Origin of the sequence: Trinickia symbiotica (genome assembly GCF_002934455.1) — a bacterium.
GTDB classification, from domain to species: Bacteria; Pseudomonadota; Gammaproteobacteria; order Burkholderiales; family Burkholderiaceae; genus Trinickia; species Trinickia symbiotica.
The window spans coordinates 1-16,170 of sequence record NZ_PTIR01000042.1 but is presented as its reverse complement, the minus strand read 5'-3'; the positions used below and the strand labels follow the sequence as shown (position 1 = coordinate 16,170).

General features: G+C 56.9%; 12 protein-coding genes and 5 pseudogenes. 10 read left to right on the top strand and 7 right to left on the bottom strand.

Annotated elements, in window-relative coordinates:
• Nucleotides 1-136 precede the first annotated feature (136 nt).
• The 5 genes and pseudogenes from B0G57_RS32050 to B0G57_RS30290 form a co-directional block, all read left to right on the top strand.
• Nucleotides 137-292, top strand: a pseudogene (locus B0G57_RS32050) (IS21 family transposase); the annotation flags it as partial.
• Complete coding sequence (locus B0G57_RS30305; protein WP_332888237.1) at nt 273-617, top strand: tyrosine-type recombinase/integrase; 345 nt, start codon at nt 273-275, stop codon at nt 615-617. The pseudogene B0G57_RS32050 and the gene B0G57_RS30305, both read left to right, overlap by 20 nt.
• A gap of 499 nt (nt 618-1,116) precedes the next feature.
• Complete coding sequence (locus tag B0G57_RS30300; protein ID WP_102607269.1) at nt 1,117-2,805, top strand: NAD(P)/FAD-dependent oxidoreductase; 1,689 nt, start codon at nt 1,117-1,119, stop codon at nt 2,803-2,805.
• Entirely contained in the window at nt 2,774-4,180 is a 1,407-nt protein-coding gene (locus B0G57_RS30295; protein WP_269845402.1) for an amidase family protein, read from the top strand. Before B0G57_RS30300 ends, B0G57_RS30295 begins: the two co-directional genes overlap by 32 nt.
• An 80-nt stretch (nt 4,181-4,260) precedes the next feature.
• The gene (locus B0G57_RS30290) at nt 4,261-5,640 is read left to right on the top strand and encodes a carboxyl transferase domain-containing protein (RefSeq protein ID WP_102607271.1); all 1,380 of its coding nucleotides are present in this window, start codon (nt 4,261-4,263) and stop codon (nt 5,638-5,640) included.
• 132 nt (nt 5,641-5,772) lie between these two features.
• On the opposite strand, the gene B0G57_RS31225 is transcribed toward B0G57_RS30290, so the two are convergent.
• The 4 genes and pseudogenes from B0G57_RS31225 to B0G57_RS32045 form a co-directional block, all read right to left on the bottom strand.
• Nucleotides 5,773-5,931, bottom strand: coding sequence for a hypothetical protein (locus tag B0G57_RS31225; protein ID WP_158256646.1), 159 nt, complete (start codon nt 5,929-5,931; stop codon nt 5,773-5,775).
• 405 nt (nt 5,932-6,336) lie between these two features.
• Nucleotides 6,337-8,544 carry a type II secretion system secretin GspD gene (gene gspD / locus B0G57_RS30285; RefSeq protein ID WP_223258747.1) on the bottom strand — a complete coding sequence of 736 codons (2,208 nt, stop codon included), beginning with the start codon at nt 8,542-8,544 and terminating at the stop codon, nt 6,337-6,339.
• A 402-nt stretch (nt 8,545-8,946) separates the two neighbouring features.
• Nucleotides 8,947-9,384 (bottom strand): DUF3757 domain-containing protein, encoded by a 438-nt coding sequence (locus B0G57_RS32475; protein ID WP_158256645.1) that lies wholly within the window; start codon nt 9,382-9,384, stop codon nt 8,947-8,949.
• A gap of 760 nt (nt 9,385-10,144) precedes the next feature.
• Nucleotides 10,145-10,681, bottom strand: a pseudogene (locus B0G57_RS32045) (IS3 family transposase); the annotation flags it as partial.
• Between B0G57_RS32045 and B0G57_RS31495 the strand changes: the two are divergent.
• A pseudogene (locus B0G57_RS31495) lies at nt 10,676-10,851 on the top strand (IS3 family transposase); the annotation flags it as partial. The pseudogenes B0G57_RS32045 and B0G57_RS31495 sit on opposite strands and share 6 nt — an antisense overlap.
• Nucleotides 10,852-10,855: 4 nt before the next feature.
• Here the strand turns inward: B0G57_RS31495 and B0G57_RS30275 are convergent.
• Nucleotides 10,856-11,632 carry a GH12 family glycosyl hydrolase domain-containing protein gene (locus B0G57_RS30275; protein WP_102607273.1) on the bottom strand — a complete coding sequence of 259 codons (777 nt, stop codon included), beginning with the start codon at nt 11,630-11,632 and terminating at the stop codon, nt 10,856-10,858.
• 1,149 nt (nt 11,633-12,781) lie between these two features.
• Nucleotides 12,782-13,273 carry a hypothetical protein gene (locus B0G57_RS32515; RefSeq protein ID WP_102607274.1) on the bottom strand — a complete coding sequence of 164 codons (492 nt, stop codon included), beginning with the start codon at nt 13,271-13,273 and terminating at the stop codon, nt 12,782-12,784.
• On the opposite strand from B0G57_RS32515, the pseudogene B0G57_RS32510 reads away from it, so the two are divergent.
• From B0G57_RS32510 to B0G57_RS32470, 4 genes and pseudogenes are all read left to right on the top strand, one after another.
• Nucleotides 13,154-13,518 (top strand): annotated as a pseudogene (locus tag B0G57_RS32510) (IS66 family transposase); the annotation flags it as partial. The gene B0G57_RS32515 and the pseudogene B0G57_RS32510 overlap by 120 nt on opposite strands.
• Before the next feature lie 38 nt (nt 13,519-13,556).
• On the top strand, nt 13,557-13,877 hold the full coding sequence (locus B0G57_RS30265) for a plasmid pRiA4b ORF-3 family protein (protein ID WP_102607275.1): 321 nt from the start codon (nt 13,557-13,559) through the stop codon (nt 13,875-13,877).
• A gap of 212 nt (nt 13,878-14,089) precedes the next feature.
• Nucleotides 14,090-14,950, top strand: a complete 861-nt coding sequence (locus B0G57_RS30260; RefSeq protein ID WP_223258749.1) for a trypsin-like serine protease — start codon at nt 14,090-14,092, stop codon at nt 14,948-14,950.
• A 415-nt stretch (nt 14,951-15,365) separates the two neighbouring features.
• Entirely contained in the window at nt 15,366-15,593 is a 228-nt protein-coding gene (locus tag B0G57_RS32470) for a transposase zinc-binding domain-containing protein (RefSeq protein WP_399278950.1), read from the top strand.
• Nucleotides 15,594-15,890: 297 nt separating this feature from the next.
• On the opposite strand, the pseudogene B0G57_RS32465 reads toward B0G57_RS32470, so the two are convergent.
• Nucleotides 15,891-16,097 (bottom strand): annotated as a pseudogene (locus B0G57_RS32465) (Mu transposase domain-containing protein); the annotation flags it as partial.
• Between the last annotated feature and the right edge of the window lie 73 nt (nt 16,098-16,170).

Genomic DNA, 16,170 nt, shown 5'->3' with positions numbered 1-16,170 from the left:
ATCTCGTATCTCCCTCGTTACCCGGTAACTATCGATTCGAAACATGTTACCCGGTAACGCGAAATCTACCGATGTGTGGCAGATTTAGCGCTTACCAATTTTCCCCAGTTGGGGACTATTGGGTGACCGATGACAGCAGCAGCACCTGCCCGGCGTGCAGGGACTGTCGGACTTCACCGACATGCGGGATCTGCGCGTGGCGATCGCCGGCGCGCCCCTCGATCACCGGCTCCATCACTTCGTGCTGGCGTTCTTGCGCTGGGAATACGCGTATGTTGTCGAAGGCGGCGAGCCGATTTGGCGTGCGCTATCTGCTGCGCAAATACATGCTCATCGCGAGCACCCGCAACCCAACCCTTGCGCACAAAGAAATCCACCCGCATTCGCTTAGGCATACCACCGCGATTCAGTTGCTGAAGGCCGGCGTAGACTTCGCGACTATCAGCCAGTGGCTCGGCCACGCGAGCCTGAATACCACGATGCGCTATGCGCGTGCCGATATCGATTTCGAACGTCAAGCACTGGCGCAGGTGTTCCCAGAAACCCTCGCGCCTCCACGAGGTGGGACATTAATCTTGAACGGCGCTGACCTTGTTGGCTGGCTGCGTGGACGCTGACCCGTTATGTGCCGTCAAGGCATGCTCAAACCAGGCGGCTTCGCCTTGCTGCACGATCTCTCCAAATAACCGCGCGCTGCACATAAGTCGATGAGCAGTAGCCGTGGCACCGTGTAAGGCTTGAGCTATTTCGTCGAGCCGCCCTTCGGAACCAGACGTCGACATGGCTTTGCCACCGACTCGTCTTCGAATCTCTGGTAGACGTTTTTGAGACAATTCAATTTTTAATGCCATGTTAAGTCAAATGCTCACTCATCAGCCCGCACTCACGATGAGCTTATCCAAGCATCAATCTTTTTAATTTGATACGATCACGTACAGAATGCTATTGTAACGTCAATCGCAGAGCACAAATATAAGCGCGTTTAGATCTTGTCAGATAGATAGTCGCCATAACAAATGGCAAACAACCAGCAGTCTTTTAAGGCATACGGCCACTGAATTTCCCCGCAAAGAATTCGCCCCTTTCGCGGATGCCTTGCCATGAAGGAGAAAATCGATGAAAATCCCTGCACTGCCTTCAGAAAGCTCATCGCCAACTATTGACCTACTGTATGACTATGCTCCCTTCCTGCAACTAAGTGAATTCGAAGGGGGCATTGGGCGTTTCCGCCCGGGCACCCCGACTCCGCGGGTTGCCATTATTGGGGCGGGCGTCAGCGGCCTCGTAGCTGCAACTGAACTAATGCGGGCAGGTATCCGCGATATTACCCTGTTTGAAGCTCGCGATCGCATTGGAGGACGGCTATGGTCTCAGCAATTTGATCCACATTATCCTCACCTTATCGCTGAAATGGGCGCGATGCGAGTGCCGCCCACCGCAACCGGGCTTTTCCATTATTTGAAGAAGCACGGCATTTCAGCAGCAGCATGTTTTCCCGATCCCGGAGTAGTTGATACAGAACTGCATTATCGCGGCGCTCGCCACGTCTGGCCCGCGGGGGAAATGCCCCCGCCATTGTTCAGACGTGTTGACGAAGGCTGGCGCGCGTTATTGAGTGAAGGGTACTCGCTAAACGGCATGTCTCTCATCGCACCGACGAAAATCACGGCCATGTTGAAGTCGCGTCGCCTTGACGAAGCCCGTGCAGCGTGGCAAACGTGGCTCAACGCGTTTCGTGACAGTTCTTTTTATGCTGCCATTGTGGAAATTTTCGCGGGACCCCATCCACCAGGAGGCGTTCCCTGGAAACGACCGGATGACTTCGAACTGTTTGGATCTTTAGGGATAGGCTCCGGTGGCTTTCTGCCTGTTTATCAAGCCGGATTTACTGAGATTCTACGCCTGATCATCAACGGTTACTTGAAGGATCAGCGCCTCATCCCCTGCGGAATATCGACACTAGCTACTCGCCTGGCCAAGCAAATGATCGACGGAAGTACTGTTGGTGAGCATATCCGCTTCAGTCGAGTAGGTCGGATCTACAAAGAATCTGGAAAGATAAAGCTAGAAACTGGTGAAGACCAGACACCGGCTTTCGACCGTGTCATCGTCACGAGCAGCAACAGGGCAATGCAGATGGTTCACCGCCTGACCGACGACGAAACGTTTCTGAGCCGCGATGTGTCTCGCGCCATAAGAGAGACGCACCTGACGGGGTCGTCAAAGCTGTTTATGCTCACCCAGGACAAGTTCTGGCTCAAATACAAACTACCGCTCACCATTCAGTCCGACGGTTTGGTCCGAGGCGTATATTGTTTTGACTATGAACCCGACAACCCGGGTGGTCACGGCGTGGTTCTGCTCAGTTACACGTGGGAGGATGACGCTCACAAACTACTGACTGTCCCTGACAAAAGGCGCCGATGCGAGCAGCTGGTTAACGACTTGGCAACGTTCCACCCCGAAATTGCAGGCCATCTATCTCCGGCCGGTGGTGACTATGAACGCTGTGTCATACATCATGACTGGCTAACCGACCCCCATTCCGCCGGAGCCTTCAAGCTCAATTATCCGGGCGAGGATGTTTATTCTCAGCGCTTGTTTTTTCAGTTTAAGGCAGCCAATGATCCCGCGACGGATACGGGCCTCTATCTCGCTGGATGTAGCTGTTCTTTCACCGGGGGGTGGATTGAGGGAGCTGTGCAGACGGCCATCAACAGCGCCTGCGCCGTAATACGTAGCGCTGGCGGCGAGCTTTTGCCAGGCAACCCTCTTGACGAAATTCGAAGTGCTTATCATTACTGATATCGAAGAACTGGCCTCTTCAAAGCCCATGTATTCTCAACGCACCCTTGAATCGCTTTGCAATGACCTACGTAATGATGCACTTTCGGCCGCTGAAATTCGGGGGCGAGCACTCAGCGCTGAGGCGAATCTGACAAAGCTCAACTGCTTCATCCGTGGCCGGGATGCCGAAATGCATTTCGGTGAGGCGAACAAGCTCCTGAAAGGCGCACCTCTCTATGGCATTCCCGTTTCGTTCAAGGACAATATTTATGTTAAGGGGCTCCCTGTCACTGCCGGGACGCCTGGAATGGCAGATTGTATAGCCCCCCATGATGCCTCCATCGTCAGCAAGCTCAAATCGCTAGGTGCTGTCGTCGCCGGTAAGAATAACATGCACGAACTGAGCTTCGGTATCACCTCCGTCAATCCTCGATGGGGAACAGTGGGAAATCCGGTGGCCCCGGGATATTTGGCCGGTGGCAGCAGTGGCGGCTGCGCCGCAGCGGTGGCAGCTAACATCGTTCCCGTAGCGATCGGAACTGACACTGGAGGGTCGGTAAGGATACCGGCCGCTTTCTGTGGTATTACGGGCTTCAGGCCCACAAGTGGCCGATGGTCGTCGGCCGGGATCATTCCGGTTTCGCGCACAAAGGATTCGCCTGGCCTGCTGACGCGGACGGCGAGAGATGCACGGTTCTTATATGAATTGCTGTCTCGCGATGGCCGGCTCCCAACAGAACATGAAGGTTCTCGGTGCCGGATTGGTCTCCCGGCCTCCATGTGGACTGACCTGGATGATGATGTCGGTAAGTATTGTCGGCACGCGATTAAGCGCCTTACCCGCGCTGGATTCGAATGCATTGAAGTGAATGACGAGATTGCTTCTACTCTCAATGCGCCCATAACCTTCACGGTACCGCTTTATGAGTTCTTCATTGATTTCCCGAGAGCATTGTTCTCCGTAGGATGGGAAAAAAATATAAAAACGGTGTTTGACAATATCGGCGACGACGATGTCCATAAAGTTGTTCACGCCCATTTAAGCGGACGGCTTATCTGTCCTGCTGACTATACTTCAGCAATGCGGAATATCGGCAGGTTACGTGAACAAATGGATGCGCTGTTCTGCGCTTGCGGCATCGATCTTCTCGCGTACCCGACGGTTCCGCGTAACGTACCGCATCTGAGCGAAGCCGGTCGGCCGGAACTGTTCGCGGAAGTAATTCGTAACACGGACCTGGCCAGCAATGCCGCGATGCCCTCGATTACTCTTCCTGTTGCTCCAGCTGATGCATTACCGGTGGGATTGAGCCTAGATGCGGCGCGAGGTAGGGACCGCTACCTCTTAGCTAAAGCAACACATATAGAGAACATCGTCACCCGGCATAGATAGATCGTCCTGGAGCACACTTTTGGAGACGCCGTACCGCATCGGCACATACTCGACACGCACAGCCAGAGGGAGATAGGCAAATGCAAGTTTCCCAGCAAAGGATAAATATGCTTTTTGATGATGGAAGCTTTGTTGACCATCATCCCGACACGAAAGGTCACTTTATCTGTGGTGAAGGAATGATACATTCCGTGAAGACATTCCTGGTCATGAATCGCGGACGAGATTGTGAATTTCATGGAAATGGGCAGTGGCAGACCGCTAGGCAAATCATAAGCACCATAACTCGGGCCCTGGGTACTGTCTCCCCGTTAATCTACATCCAGGACAAACCGGGAGAGCCAGGTTCAACTTTCGACACCACGAAAGTGCTCTCACCAGACATGTCCCGATTACTCTTATCTCCACTGGGAATGGGCAGGGTCAGTGCATCCCTGGCACAATTAGCTGAAAGGAATTTGTTGATCTCCGCCATTCTCGGTCCAACATCTGGCCCGCTTGCGTTGCCGCTAATGCTCGCAGATATAGTACTGATGACCGAGAGAGGGGCTTTATGCATGGGCCGACCGGATATGGTAAAGGCGATGCTGGCGCAGGAATCCGAACTCTATTCGCTAGGCGGATCAGCGGTCCACAGTAAGCAATCGGGTCTAGTTCAACTAGTATTCAGTAGCGAGGAAACATTACTCGGGCACATAAGAAGGCTGCTTCACTTTATCTTTAACGACGAGACACACGGCAACCTAAAATACGAATGCCCGGACACGACGGATTTCGAAAATCTGGTTCCATCAAATCATTATTCGCCGTATGACATACACCATCTTCTGCATTCATTTATTGATAGAGACAGTCTGACAGAGATAAGTCCGGAATACGCACGCGAAGTGTTGACGGGCATCGTTAGCATAAAAGGAAAAACATGCGCCGTCATTGCCAACAACCCCCGCCACAACGGAGGGATCATTTACAGAAAATCGGCATCAAAAATGGCAAAGATGATAAATATTGCCGCAAAAACTGGAGTTCCAATCATATTTATTGCCGATGTTCCAGGGTTCATGATCGGCAAAGACGCTGAAAATAGCGGCATATTCTCGGCCGCAGCTGAATTATTCAGTTCACATATTCGATGCAAGACACCAAAACTTCTACTTGTAGCGAGAAAAGCTTATACAGGAGGCGTTTATGCCATGTGCGGACCTGGGTTCGACCCTGTAGCGATATTGGCATATCCACAGGCTCATATCGGCGTCTTCAGTCCAGAAACAATGAACAAAATCATGTCCGATTCTAATGAGACATCGAGACATACAATGCAAAAACTAACCGACGAGATTAAAGACCCACGGTTACTAAAAGAAATGGGACTAATTACTGACGTCATAGAGATAGAATGCACCAGGGAGCAAATAGTTCGATATTTATTCCCCGCCTGCGAGGGGGGCGGTCCGCGTTGATCGAAACGATCGTGCGATCGACCGACGAACAGCTGCCGCTGTAGCCGCACTCCCGCCGTAGCGCGGCCGCAATCGCCATGTCAGGCAATTCTGCGCGACGCATGACAATCAAGCTGCGGCGCGCCCCGAGGCCTAGGCGGTCGACATCGCCTTCTGCGGCGGCCCCAGCGCCGCGGCGATCTCGACGTCATCCAGTACCGGCGCATCGGGCTTGAGCCAGCCGCGTCGCTCGGCCAACTGTGGTGCCGCGGGCCTGCGCCGCCCCAATGTTGCGGCAGTGTCAACGGTCACGCGATTTTCCCTATATTGGACATCCCGATTTCTCGGTGGACCCATTGCCGCCTCCCGCGAAGATCACGCCCCAAAATTTAAGCAGCCGATAACCATCATGATTTGAGATGCTCGGCTCCTTCCCTGGCTTCTATGGTTGTCAGTTCATCCTCGCTGGGGGTGATGCCGGCCTGCCCCGGTAGCCATCCGGGCCGGGCCGCTTTGAGAGCCTGAGTTCAAAGCCAGCCCGACACAGTATCAGTCTGGTGAGAACTCGCGATTTCCGGCTCCGCTGAATCCCTCGCTGCGGGCTACAGCCCCCAACGAAACCGACATGCCGCCAGCGCGGACAAAGCGTAAAGGCGAGCCGCGCTAACTCACGCTGGATCTGGGTTTCATTCCGGAAGAGATTGACCTTCTGTCCGCCTACTTGCGGTGCATCTGGCCCAGGTCGAACAAATTCAGCGTCGAGCCGCCCTGGCCCGGACCGACCGGCTTCGGCGGGACCATCGGATCGTCGTTGTCCTTCATGAAGCGGTTGTCCTGACGGTATGCGCCCTGCACACCCTGAATATAGTCGTAGTGGCTCGACGTGACAGCCTGCGCCGTTTGTCGATCGCTGATGATGACCGGGCGCAGGAACACCATCAGATTGGTCTTGTTGCGGTTTTTCTGCTCGGAACGGAACAGCTGACCGATCCACGGGATGTCGCCGAGCAGCGGCACCTTGCTGTTGCTGACCTCATAGTCGTCCTGCATCAGGCCGCCGAGCACGATGATCTCGCCGTTGTCGGCGAGCACGGTCGACTGGATCGAGCGCTTGGTGAACTGCGGGCCGGCCGGGTTGGTCGCCGCGTTGGTGGTGCCGTTCAAAATGGCCGAGTCTTCGGTATAAAGCTGCAGCTTGAGAATCCCGCCGTCGGTGATCTGCGGTTTGACGTGCAGCGTCAGGCCGACGTCGACGCGGTCGTATGTATTGAACGCGGAGCTTGCATTACCGCTCGTCAGGTTCGAATACGAACCGGTCTCGATAGGTACATTTTTCCCGACGACGATCGTGGCTTCCTCGTTGTCGAGCGTAATCAGGTTAGGCGTGGACAGCACATTGGCGTCAGCGGTTTGCGACAGCGCCTGAAGCAGCGCGCCGAGTCCCTGCACGCCCAAAACGTTGTGAATCGAGCCGATGTTCAGGCCGGGCTGCAGAGCCGTGGAGCTCGAGCCGAGCGCCGTGGCCAGACCGCCCGTGGTCCCAACCGCCGCAGGGGCAGCCGTGAGGCTGATGATGCTGTTGCTCGTACCAGTCGCGAGGTTGGTTCCGGCAAAGATCGAATTGTTCGCGACCTGCCATTGAATGCCGAGGTTCCCGCTCGTGTTCGAATTCAGCTCGACGATCAGCGCCTCGATGTACAGCTGCGCGCGGCGCGCGTCGAGCTGGTCGATCACCGCGCGCAGATTGCGGTACACCGGCTCGGAGGCGGTGATGATGAGCGCGTTGGTCGCGGCGTCTGCCTGGATCATGCCGCCTAGCTGGTTGTCGTCGCTCTTGTCCTTGTCGCCGCCGATAAAGCCGCCGGATTGCGCGGCATTGTTCGCGCCATAGCCGCCTGCGGCCGCGCCGCCCATCGGCGAGGACATGGAGCTGGTGTTGAGTCCGCCCGACGGCAGGGGCGGCGTGCCGGCCGTGCCCGTCGAATTCTTGCCGCCGATCCCGCCGCCGCTATTCTGGTTGAACGAGTTCGCTTCATTGCCGCCGGCGGACGAGTCTTCTATGCCGCCTTTGCCGAGCATGCCGCGCAGGGTCTTCGCGAGCTTAGTCGCCTCGGCATTGCGCAGCGGCACGACGTGCATGTTGCCCGGCATGCTGGTCGGCGCGTCCAGTTCGCGCGCGAGCGTTTTCGCGCCGGCGAGGCGCGCGCCGTTCGATGCGCGAATCAGAAGCGAATTCGTGCGCGGATCTGCGGTGATCGACACTTTCAGCGTGGCGTCGGCGCTGCCGATCGCACCCGGATCGAGCATCTTATTCATCTGCGCCGCAACGTCGAGCGCGTTTGCATTCTTGAGTTGTACCACAGACACCGACTGCCCCGCCGCCGTATCGATAGCGGCAATGATCTGCGCGATGCGCCGCACGTTATCCGCGTAGTCCGTGACGACGATCGTGTTGTTGTCCGGATAGGCGGCCACGGTGTTGTTCGGCGAAATGAGCGGGCGCAGCACCGGCAACAGGTTGTTTGCCGACTTGTTCTTCAGCACGAACACCTGCGTGACGACCTGGTCGCCCCGCGCGGTCGGCGTATTGCCGGCGTAGGTGGGCACGCCTTGCCGTTTGGCATCCGCCTCGGGCACGACCTTAAGTACGCCGTTATCCTCGACGAGCGCGAAGCCTTGCATGCGCAGCGCCGATTGCAACGTCTTCACCGCCTGATCCTCAGGCACCGCGTTCTCCGACAACAGGTTCAACTGACCTTTGACCCGTGGGTCGACGATGATTGTCTTGCCGGTCGCCGCGCCGATCGCCTTCGCGACCTGGTCGATTTCGGCGTTCACGAAGTTCAGTGTCACTTGTGCGTGTGCGGTCTGCGCGCAGATCAATCCAGCCAGCACCAAGGCCGTTGCGACGCGAGATAAAACCATACGATTTGTTGTCCCAAATTTAGATGATTCTGGTGAAAATCGAACATGAGAGCAAAGAACGGCAGATTTGCCCATCATTGTTCTGGGAGGACGGTGAGAAAATAGCGCAGTGACATAATTCCGGCTTTTGCAGGTCAGGTAGAATTGGCCTGTTCCAATGACGGCTGCAGAGCCGAGCCCCTGCAATTGGCTGCCCTCGACCGGATTGAGCGCGCGCTAGCTTTATTCATGGTGGTGGCATGGCACTGACGATGATGTCCGAGTCTGCCGGTTGCACAACATCGAACGCCACGTCGAACAGCGCGCGCCAGATGCAGGGTTTCCGCGGTCCCCGCGTCGAAGTCGCTGCAACCCGATAAAACGGCTTCACTTGAAAGCCGCGCTCAAAGTTCCACGGATTGTTCAGGGTCGTCGAATAACATAGAAGATACAAGACAAAGGGGACAGCTCATTGCACTCATAGTAGCTATGACCGTCAGGATCATGTTTCCGAAGCCATATGCCTTCCTGCACCCCTAAAGCCGGTCGCGGCGGACCCGTTATAAATCGTAAATCCGCGTAGTCGCCATTACCGAGCTTGTATGAGCAGTTGACTAACGCTCGCGATTCACTATCTTGCGCTGGATAGAATATCGCAGAGGAAAATCTCCTGATGTCATCGCCATCATCATCGTTCTCCGCAACGCCCCACCATGAACCCTCAGCTCCGCTTGTTGCTGCCGTGTATATGCTCCCTTGCCTATGGATGGTCTCGACATTCGGGCAGCTTTCGACCGTCTCAGCCGACGCGTAACACGATGCGCCGAGCGTGAGGGTAAAAACAAAAATAGTCTTCTTCATCGTTCGGATCCTCCATATAATCAGAGCGGGATGCTCGTTCCAACGGCTTGTCACGTTGCTGACTGAGTCGGGCAAGACTTGGCGACGCAGGACACCTAATCGCTTTATCGGCCATCGCTTCACCGCGATCGTCATCAGTCGCGCCCTGGCACTACCGGCTTCAGGCGAGCGTGCGCGACGTCGACCTGACCCCGCAGCACTTTTCGCTCACGCGACACTTGCTGTGCGCTTCGCTCTATCGCAAACAAGTCGATCCCGATTCGCTGCGTGGCGACAATTCACCGGCATGGTTCAAAATCCATCGACTGACTCCTGAGCGATTGACCTACTCTTCGCCGTAGTCCGTGCCACTGCCGACGAGTGGACAATGCCGCTAAATTTTCCTCAGGCCACACGTCAAAGTCTATGTCAACAGCCGCTAGCATTCTTGATCGCCAATGAAACTGAATAGGTGCTTTATACTGCAATAGCTATATCCACATCAATTAAATACAATTTATGCCAGCAACAATCTTTTTAATGGGCATGCCAAACCCATGTTTATAAGAGTTAAGGAGCGTGCGCGAAAGCCCTATAGTTGACGCCCCGTTCAGCAATTCTGGAAACATCGCGAAGCGATGGCGGAGCAGCGCTGTCAGCTTGCTGGGAGATGTGGCACGTACTCGCGTGCTCCAACATTGCAGTCAGCCGCGGCACCTTGCGAACCGGATCATCCGCCCCGCCCAGCTGCACTGCAAGAGGGTTTGGGAGCCACTCAAGGCTTCGCGTCCAGCCGCGTGCTGATTGACCAACTGACAACCAGCCCATCGAAGCAGTCGATCACCGGCGACAGATCCACCTTGCCGGGGCGGAATCTGCAAATCTGTAGTTGCGTGAGCCACTTCTTATTTGGCGATGCCGTCCGAAAGTCGCGATTGATGAGGTTATCTGGCGCGGAGCCTATTTCTCCGTGGTAAGAGCCGTAGCTACGCCGCCTCCGTTGACAACATCCACACCTTCCGGCCTCATCAAACGCCGCACGACTATCTCCATGTGGGGACTTGCTGCCTGCCTGACACCGCACGTATCCGACGATAACCGTAGCAACGGTGTTTGAACTGGAAGATGTCCGCGACGACACGACGCGCACCAGCGTACTTATCGTCGGCCAGCAGTCGTGCGCGATATGAAAGCAGGAACTGCGGGAAAGACCCAAGACCGCAAAAAATTCTGGCGGCGCATAGGTTTGTCTGAGGGCATCAACCAGCGTCGCCTTCTCCCAGTTGGTCAGGATCTGCTGGTCGACGTCCAGGCCTCTACCCGGTGGCGTCGCTACGGCTCTTAGCACGGAGAAATAGGCCCCGCGCCGGAGAACCTCATTGATCGAAATTTCAGTGCAGCCTTACCGACATAACCGAATTTCAGATTCCGGCCGGCAAGGTTTATCTGTCGCCTGTGATCGACTGCTTGGATCGTCTCGTCGTGAGCGTCATCACTCAGCGGTGACGGCGAACTCCTTGGACGCGAAGCCCAGGCCACCCGACGAAGAGGTGATCTCGAAGCCGTACTGCAGGTCGCCGATCATAACGTCATCGAAATAGTTCAGCGACTTGAGGTATTTCATGATCGCCAGCACATCAATCGTGGTGTCGTCGGTCTTGGTCGTGCGCAGGAACGAATAGACTATGTTGCTGCCGTTGGTTCCCACGAAGACGTTCCAGGTACCACCGGACAGTGAGACGTTGCTGTGAAGTGGAATAGCGCAGCCGGCAGATGTCCAGTTGTAGGAGATCGGCTTTACATTGCCGCAACCCGTCGAGGTTCCGGTGTAGTTCAGCCAGACCATGATTTCGTGCCGATTGCTATCGGCCCAGATGTCAAAGGTCGACTCCCAGGCACCACCGGAAGGCGTAGTAGCCGAGACTGCCGCGGTCAGAGTGCTCAGCGAACTGATGGTTTTGTTGACCGAGTAACCGATGTGAGGATAGGACTTGATGCCGCTGGTGTTGGGCTGATCTGAAGTGACGCCCCAGTCGAGGTTGGTATTGGCCCAGATGGTCTGCTCACCCGCTGCGAGATTGCTGCAGGGCGACCAGACATCATTGTTAACGGTGTAGCTACCGTAGGTCCACGAAGCGAAAAGGTTGGTGGAAGAGCAGGACGAGGTCGCGGGGGAAGATGCAGACCAACCCGCGGCCTGCGCGCTGGCGGCGCCGAGCATCAGGCTTGCGGTGGCGGCCCAGCTGGCCAGGATCGACATTCGGGGCATGGTATTGCTGTCTCTTGTCAAATTGATGAGGTGGGTCGGGATCAGTGGACGCAGTGGCTTAACCGGGCGAAAGTTTGCCGTACGCCGTTGTCTTTCGTCTCCCGCCTTGGCGACCATGTGAGCCACTGGGTGCCACCGCGCAGGATGCGTGCTCACCGGGCATTCTCGAACCCGAGCAGGGGCCCCTACGCCGCCTTATCGCGCATTGGTCCGATCGGACTCGCAGCGTAAGCGTCCACCGCGTTCGATCTCCCTCCTTGACTCTCCCGTACGCCACTCCCGACTCTCGGCGGGCACGGGTCCAAAAGCTATTGGTCTCGGCACGATAAATCCGGTTCATGGTGCACGCCGATAGGGCGCATCTCATTAGACAGCTCACGCACATTTCCTTCTCAAAGCTCATTCAAACGTGACTTGTACTATGCAGCATCCCATCAAATTGAGAAAATCCATTGTTTGGATAAGCCCCATTCGTCCCTCAAATGGTTGTCAACACTCCACGGCCGAGTCCTACTGACTGGTCACTATGCACACGCAAACCCCCGCCCTTCACTCGCTGATTTGTGTGCGCGCGTTGGCATACTCGCTATCGATCACGATGGCGCTATGATCCGAGATTCCTCAACGACCGGCTCCTGATCGGTTTTAAGGGCACAACGTTCGAATAGGGGGTTTAAGCCGGGGACGGCAACGGGGGCCTACCGGGCGCGATCGGAAGGCGAGTCGCGTTGAATTGCTTTTCGCATTGTCACCAGGCCGATCGGGCGTCGTCGCGGTGGTCTGGCTGCAGGGAACCATGTTCATGAGCGGTAAGCGCACTAGACTTTTCGCTTACCTTCCAAACCGCCTTAGCGCTTTTAGTTCTACTGAGAGAATTTTAAAAGCCCAATAAAATTTGCGGCGATCAACATAAGCAAGGTCTGACATCAATTTATTTGATACCTTTCTTATTAAATTTCACCCAATCGCGTGGCACAATTAGAGCTCAGTCGCCGTTGATATAGGCTGCACACACAGGTAGCATAAGGTACGTGCCTGTCGCGGGCAGTGCTACGAACTGCGGGACTGACGCCTTAATAACTTGCTGAAAAGGAGTGTTCATGTTCATGCCTAAAATCAAGAGGATCGTGTGCGGCGGGCTGCTAACTGCTACGCTGATAGGGGTAGCTGCGCAGGCTGCCGCGGAGACCCCAACGGTGTGCTACCCGCAAAACCATGACGAAGGTCACTTTGATGAAGGTTACTACTGCTCAGTCTTTGCAGACGGATGATCCGGATTGTGCACTCGGCCAGGCGCAAGGTTACATGGGTGGCGGTCGCCGTTACCAGCGCAGCTGGCGCAGTCGTGAGGCGCATGCCGCCATCATGCACCGCTATCGCCAGCGGCGCGAGAAAGCGACGCATCACCCTAACCACGCCGTCGCTCGGCATGGTCACTTCTGTCACTGCGCATAGTGTGAATTTGTGCGTCATGGGCCATTTCGCCGACGGGTCTTGCATGGCTGCCCCATGACCGCCAAGGCTTGTTGGGATCATGCGAGACGACAGCTCGATGAACTCCTCGTGGCGCGGCCGAATGCCTTCAATACCGAGGCCCTTGAGGGGATCGGTGCGCTGCATAAAGTTGAAGAAGCGATCCATGGCAGCCCCTCCCGACGAGCGTCGCGCCTTCCCTGATTCGCGCGGCTATCGGCCACCGCAATTGCCTCTTTGCGGGTGCCGATTCGGGCGGTGAACGTACCGCCGCGATCTACAGCTTGGTCGGCACAGCGAATATTAACAATGTCGATCCTGAGACGCATCTGCGATACGTGTTTGCACGCATCGCAGAGTATCCGATCATCGATGAACTAAGCCGTGGGAAGGTAAGCAGCCTCGCGGCGTGAGGCGTTAATACGCCTCGACCTCCGATACTCGCTACGCCATGGCCAAGTCCTACCGACTGTTCACCCTGCATGCGCAAATCCGTGACATCGATCCGCCCATCTGGCGCCGCGTGCAAGTCCAAGGCGGCGAATCATTGCGCAAGCTTCATGACATTCTGCAAGCCGCATTCGGCTGGCACGACGCGGATCTGCACGAGTTCGAGATCAACGATAAGGCGTACGTCGTGATGGACGTCGGACACATGCTCGAATTCATGGACTCGAAGAAAAAGTTCGACGATCGGAAGGTCAAGGTAAGCCGCTGCGCGGCGACTAAATGCAACAACGCCGATAAAAGTGGCAAAAATCCATGTCCCTGAGGAGCGAGACATGCAGACGAACCCGAACGAACTGAGCTGCTGGACCCAAGCCCGTGAGATGGGCCTGGGCGCCGCCCCGGTGCCGGCGAAGGCGAGCCGGAGGCCTGAAATGGGCCTCGCGAACCACCACTGTCCCCGATCCCGACATCCCTGAGAGGACTCGATCCCTGATGAAAGCCCTACCACTGCAAAAGCGTGTGGCATCCCTCGCAATGGCCATCGCCACCACCTTCGCATCCTCGGTTGCCACGGCGCAAAGCCCGGGCGTTGTGCAGCCTCGTAATCCCGACCGCGCCGTCCTGCCGGTCATCTCTGGCTCGAAGGTCAGCGTTCCCTTTGGGTCATGCAGCGTAGGGGCGGTGTTGGTGCCCAGGAGCATCCTCCACAGACTGACGCCTTACCAACGTGCCACACGATGGCTCGTGCTTGCCAAGCACTGCGCGCCGATGCACGCGACCATCCACGTGGGTACCGTTGCCATCGGCACCGTCGTGTGGCAGTCGGCTGCCTCTGACATCGAGCTTGTGCGGGTATCGCCCAAGCCGAATCCATGGTCCTTGCAGTGCTCCGGTCACCACAGCGCAGCCTTCTGCAGTCCGATCCAGACTTATACGCCCCTTGCGAACAACCAGGTCTTTATGCCGCGCGCCGGGCAGGAAGCGCGCCTTGCTGTTACCGGGTGGTCGGACGCGCCGTATGAACAGTTCTGCACAAGCGGTTGGCGCACCGGCGTCCGCTGCGTGTGGCAAGGCATGTCTGTCGAGGCGGGAGTTTATAAACCGAGTTATGAGCACATCAATGCCGCGCACTCGTCCGAGCTCAACAGCATTGACAACGGCGACTCCGGCGGACCGGTTGTCGCCTACGACCGGCAGCTGATCGGGATCATCTCCTCCGGCGAGCCTGACGGCCGTTCCATCGTCTACTACACGCCAATGCAACAGGTGCTGTACGAGCTTTACGCCTACAGCCTCGCCCCGGCCGACCTACCCACCGATGTCGGCGAGGACAATCCGCTGTCCCGCAACGGTGAAAACGCCGCTTGGGAAGTGGCGCCGACCGACGACGAGTGAGGTGCCCGATCGCGACCCACTGCCAGATGAAGTCGAGCGGGTCGGCGTTCATGACGTCGGCCTGTGTCGTCAGCATTCCGTGTGGGTAGTGGGAGTAGCTTTTCAGTCAGCAAAGCGCCGCCTGTGTGCGGCGCTTTGCTATGTGGTTGAGTCGCCCCTGAAAAACCCAGCAGTCCCTTACAGAGCAAGGTAAGCCGCTGCGCGGCGACTAGAACCGTCGCTATGCGCAGGCAACGCCGCAGGCACCCCGCCGTTGGCCGCGAGCGGGGGATGGTAGAGTCGGAGGTGTGGCGCACGGGAGGTACCGATCATCAGACCCGTCAGTCCGATCAAACAGCTGCTGCAGACCGGCGAGGCTTGGTGGCGGCATTTCAAAAAGCATGAGCATGAGATCCGCTCGGCGGTGGTGGACAACATGGTGCGCCTGCTGGCTTGCGGACTGGAAGTAATGGGCTACGCGAGCCACTGCTGCTCGAACGGAGCCTGCCCGCATCGCAAGAGGGTGTGCTTCAGCTGCAAGAGCCGGTTCTGCCCCACGTGCGGCAAGCAGGCGACGGACCAATGGATCGCCACGCAAACGGCGAGGCTGCCGCAAACGCGCTGGCAGCACATCACGCTGACGATGCCCTCGGCGCTGTGGTAGGTGTTCAGGCTGAACCGCGCGCTGCTGAAGGTGCCGCACGACATCGAGTGTCGGTACGCGGTCCTCATCCAACACGCGGACGATTGCTTCATCGATTTCGGCCTCGGACGTGCTCGCAGCTAAATGCAACAGGCGTAGGTATTCCCGGTCCGTCTCCGTCGGCGTTGCGGCAGGCAATGCGTCGTAGGCCCGGCGGAACGTGGTCGTTGGAAACAGCTCGTCTCTATAGCAGTAGGCCGCGAAGGCCCCGCACTTTCTTACCAGCGACCAAATTAGGTGCCGGTAGTCGATTCGTCGCTGATTGCGGCCGGTCAAGCGCGGAAGAGTGAGAACATGCGCCGTCCCGTGGTAAAAGTCCAAGATCTCCGAGCGGATGCGCGCTTTCAGCGTCGCACCGATCAATCGCGTCGGCACGGAGTAATGATTGTTGAGCAGCCGAATCAAACTGAAACGAGAGACGCGCACCGAGACCTCGCGCGTGCAGTCCAACGGCGCCGCGGGCAGCGGCCTAAGCGCCGCTCGGTCCTGCTCGAATCGTTGCGAGCGTGTGAGATTGCGCTGCCGAACAAGTTCTCCA

Excerpts from the sequence above, each read along its gene's own strand:
- B0G57_RS30300 (WP_102607269.1), top strand. The coding sequence starts at position 1,117 with ATGAAAATCCCTGCACTGCCTTCAGAAAGCTCATCGCCAACTATTGAC.
- B0G57_RS32475 (WP_158256645.1), bottom strand. The coding sequence starts at position 9,384 with ATGAAGAAGACTATTTTTGTTTTTACCCTCACGCTCGGCGCATCGTGT.
- gspD (WP_223258747.1), bottom strand. The coding sequence starts at position 8,544 with ATGGTTTTATCTCGCGTCGCAACGGCCTTGGTGCTGGCTGGATTGATC.
- B0G57_RS30290 (WP_102607271.1), top strand. The coding sequence starts at position 4,261 with ATGCAAGTTTCCCAGCAAAGGATAAATATGCTTTTTGATGATGGAAGC.
- B0G57_RS30305 (WP_332888237.1), top strand. The coding sequence starts at position 273 with ATGTTGTCGAAGGCGGCGAGCCGATTTGGCGTGCGCTATCTGCTGCGC.
- B0G57_RS32470 (WP_399278950.1), top strand. The coding sequence starts at position 15,366 with ATGGTGCGCCTGCTGGCTTGCGGACTGGAAGTAATGGGCTACGCGAGC.
- B0G57_RS30275 (WP_102607273.1), bottom strand. The coding sequence starts at position 11,632 with ATGCCCCGAATGTCGATCCTGGCCAGCTGGGCCGCCACCGCAAGCCTG.
- B0G57_RS30260 (WP_223258749.1), top strand. The coding sequence starts at position 14,090 with ATGGCCATCGCCACCACCTTCGCATCCTCGGTTGCCACGGCGCAAAGC.
- B0G57_RS30265 (WP_102607275.1), top strand. The coding sequence starts at position 13,557 with ATGGCCAAGTCCTACCGACTGTTCACCCTGCATGCGCAAATCCGTGAC.
- B0G57_RS32515 (WP_102607274.1), bottom strand. The coding sequence starts at position 13,273 with ATGGATCGCTTCTTCAACTTTATGCAGCGCACCGATCCCCTCAAGGGC.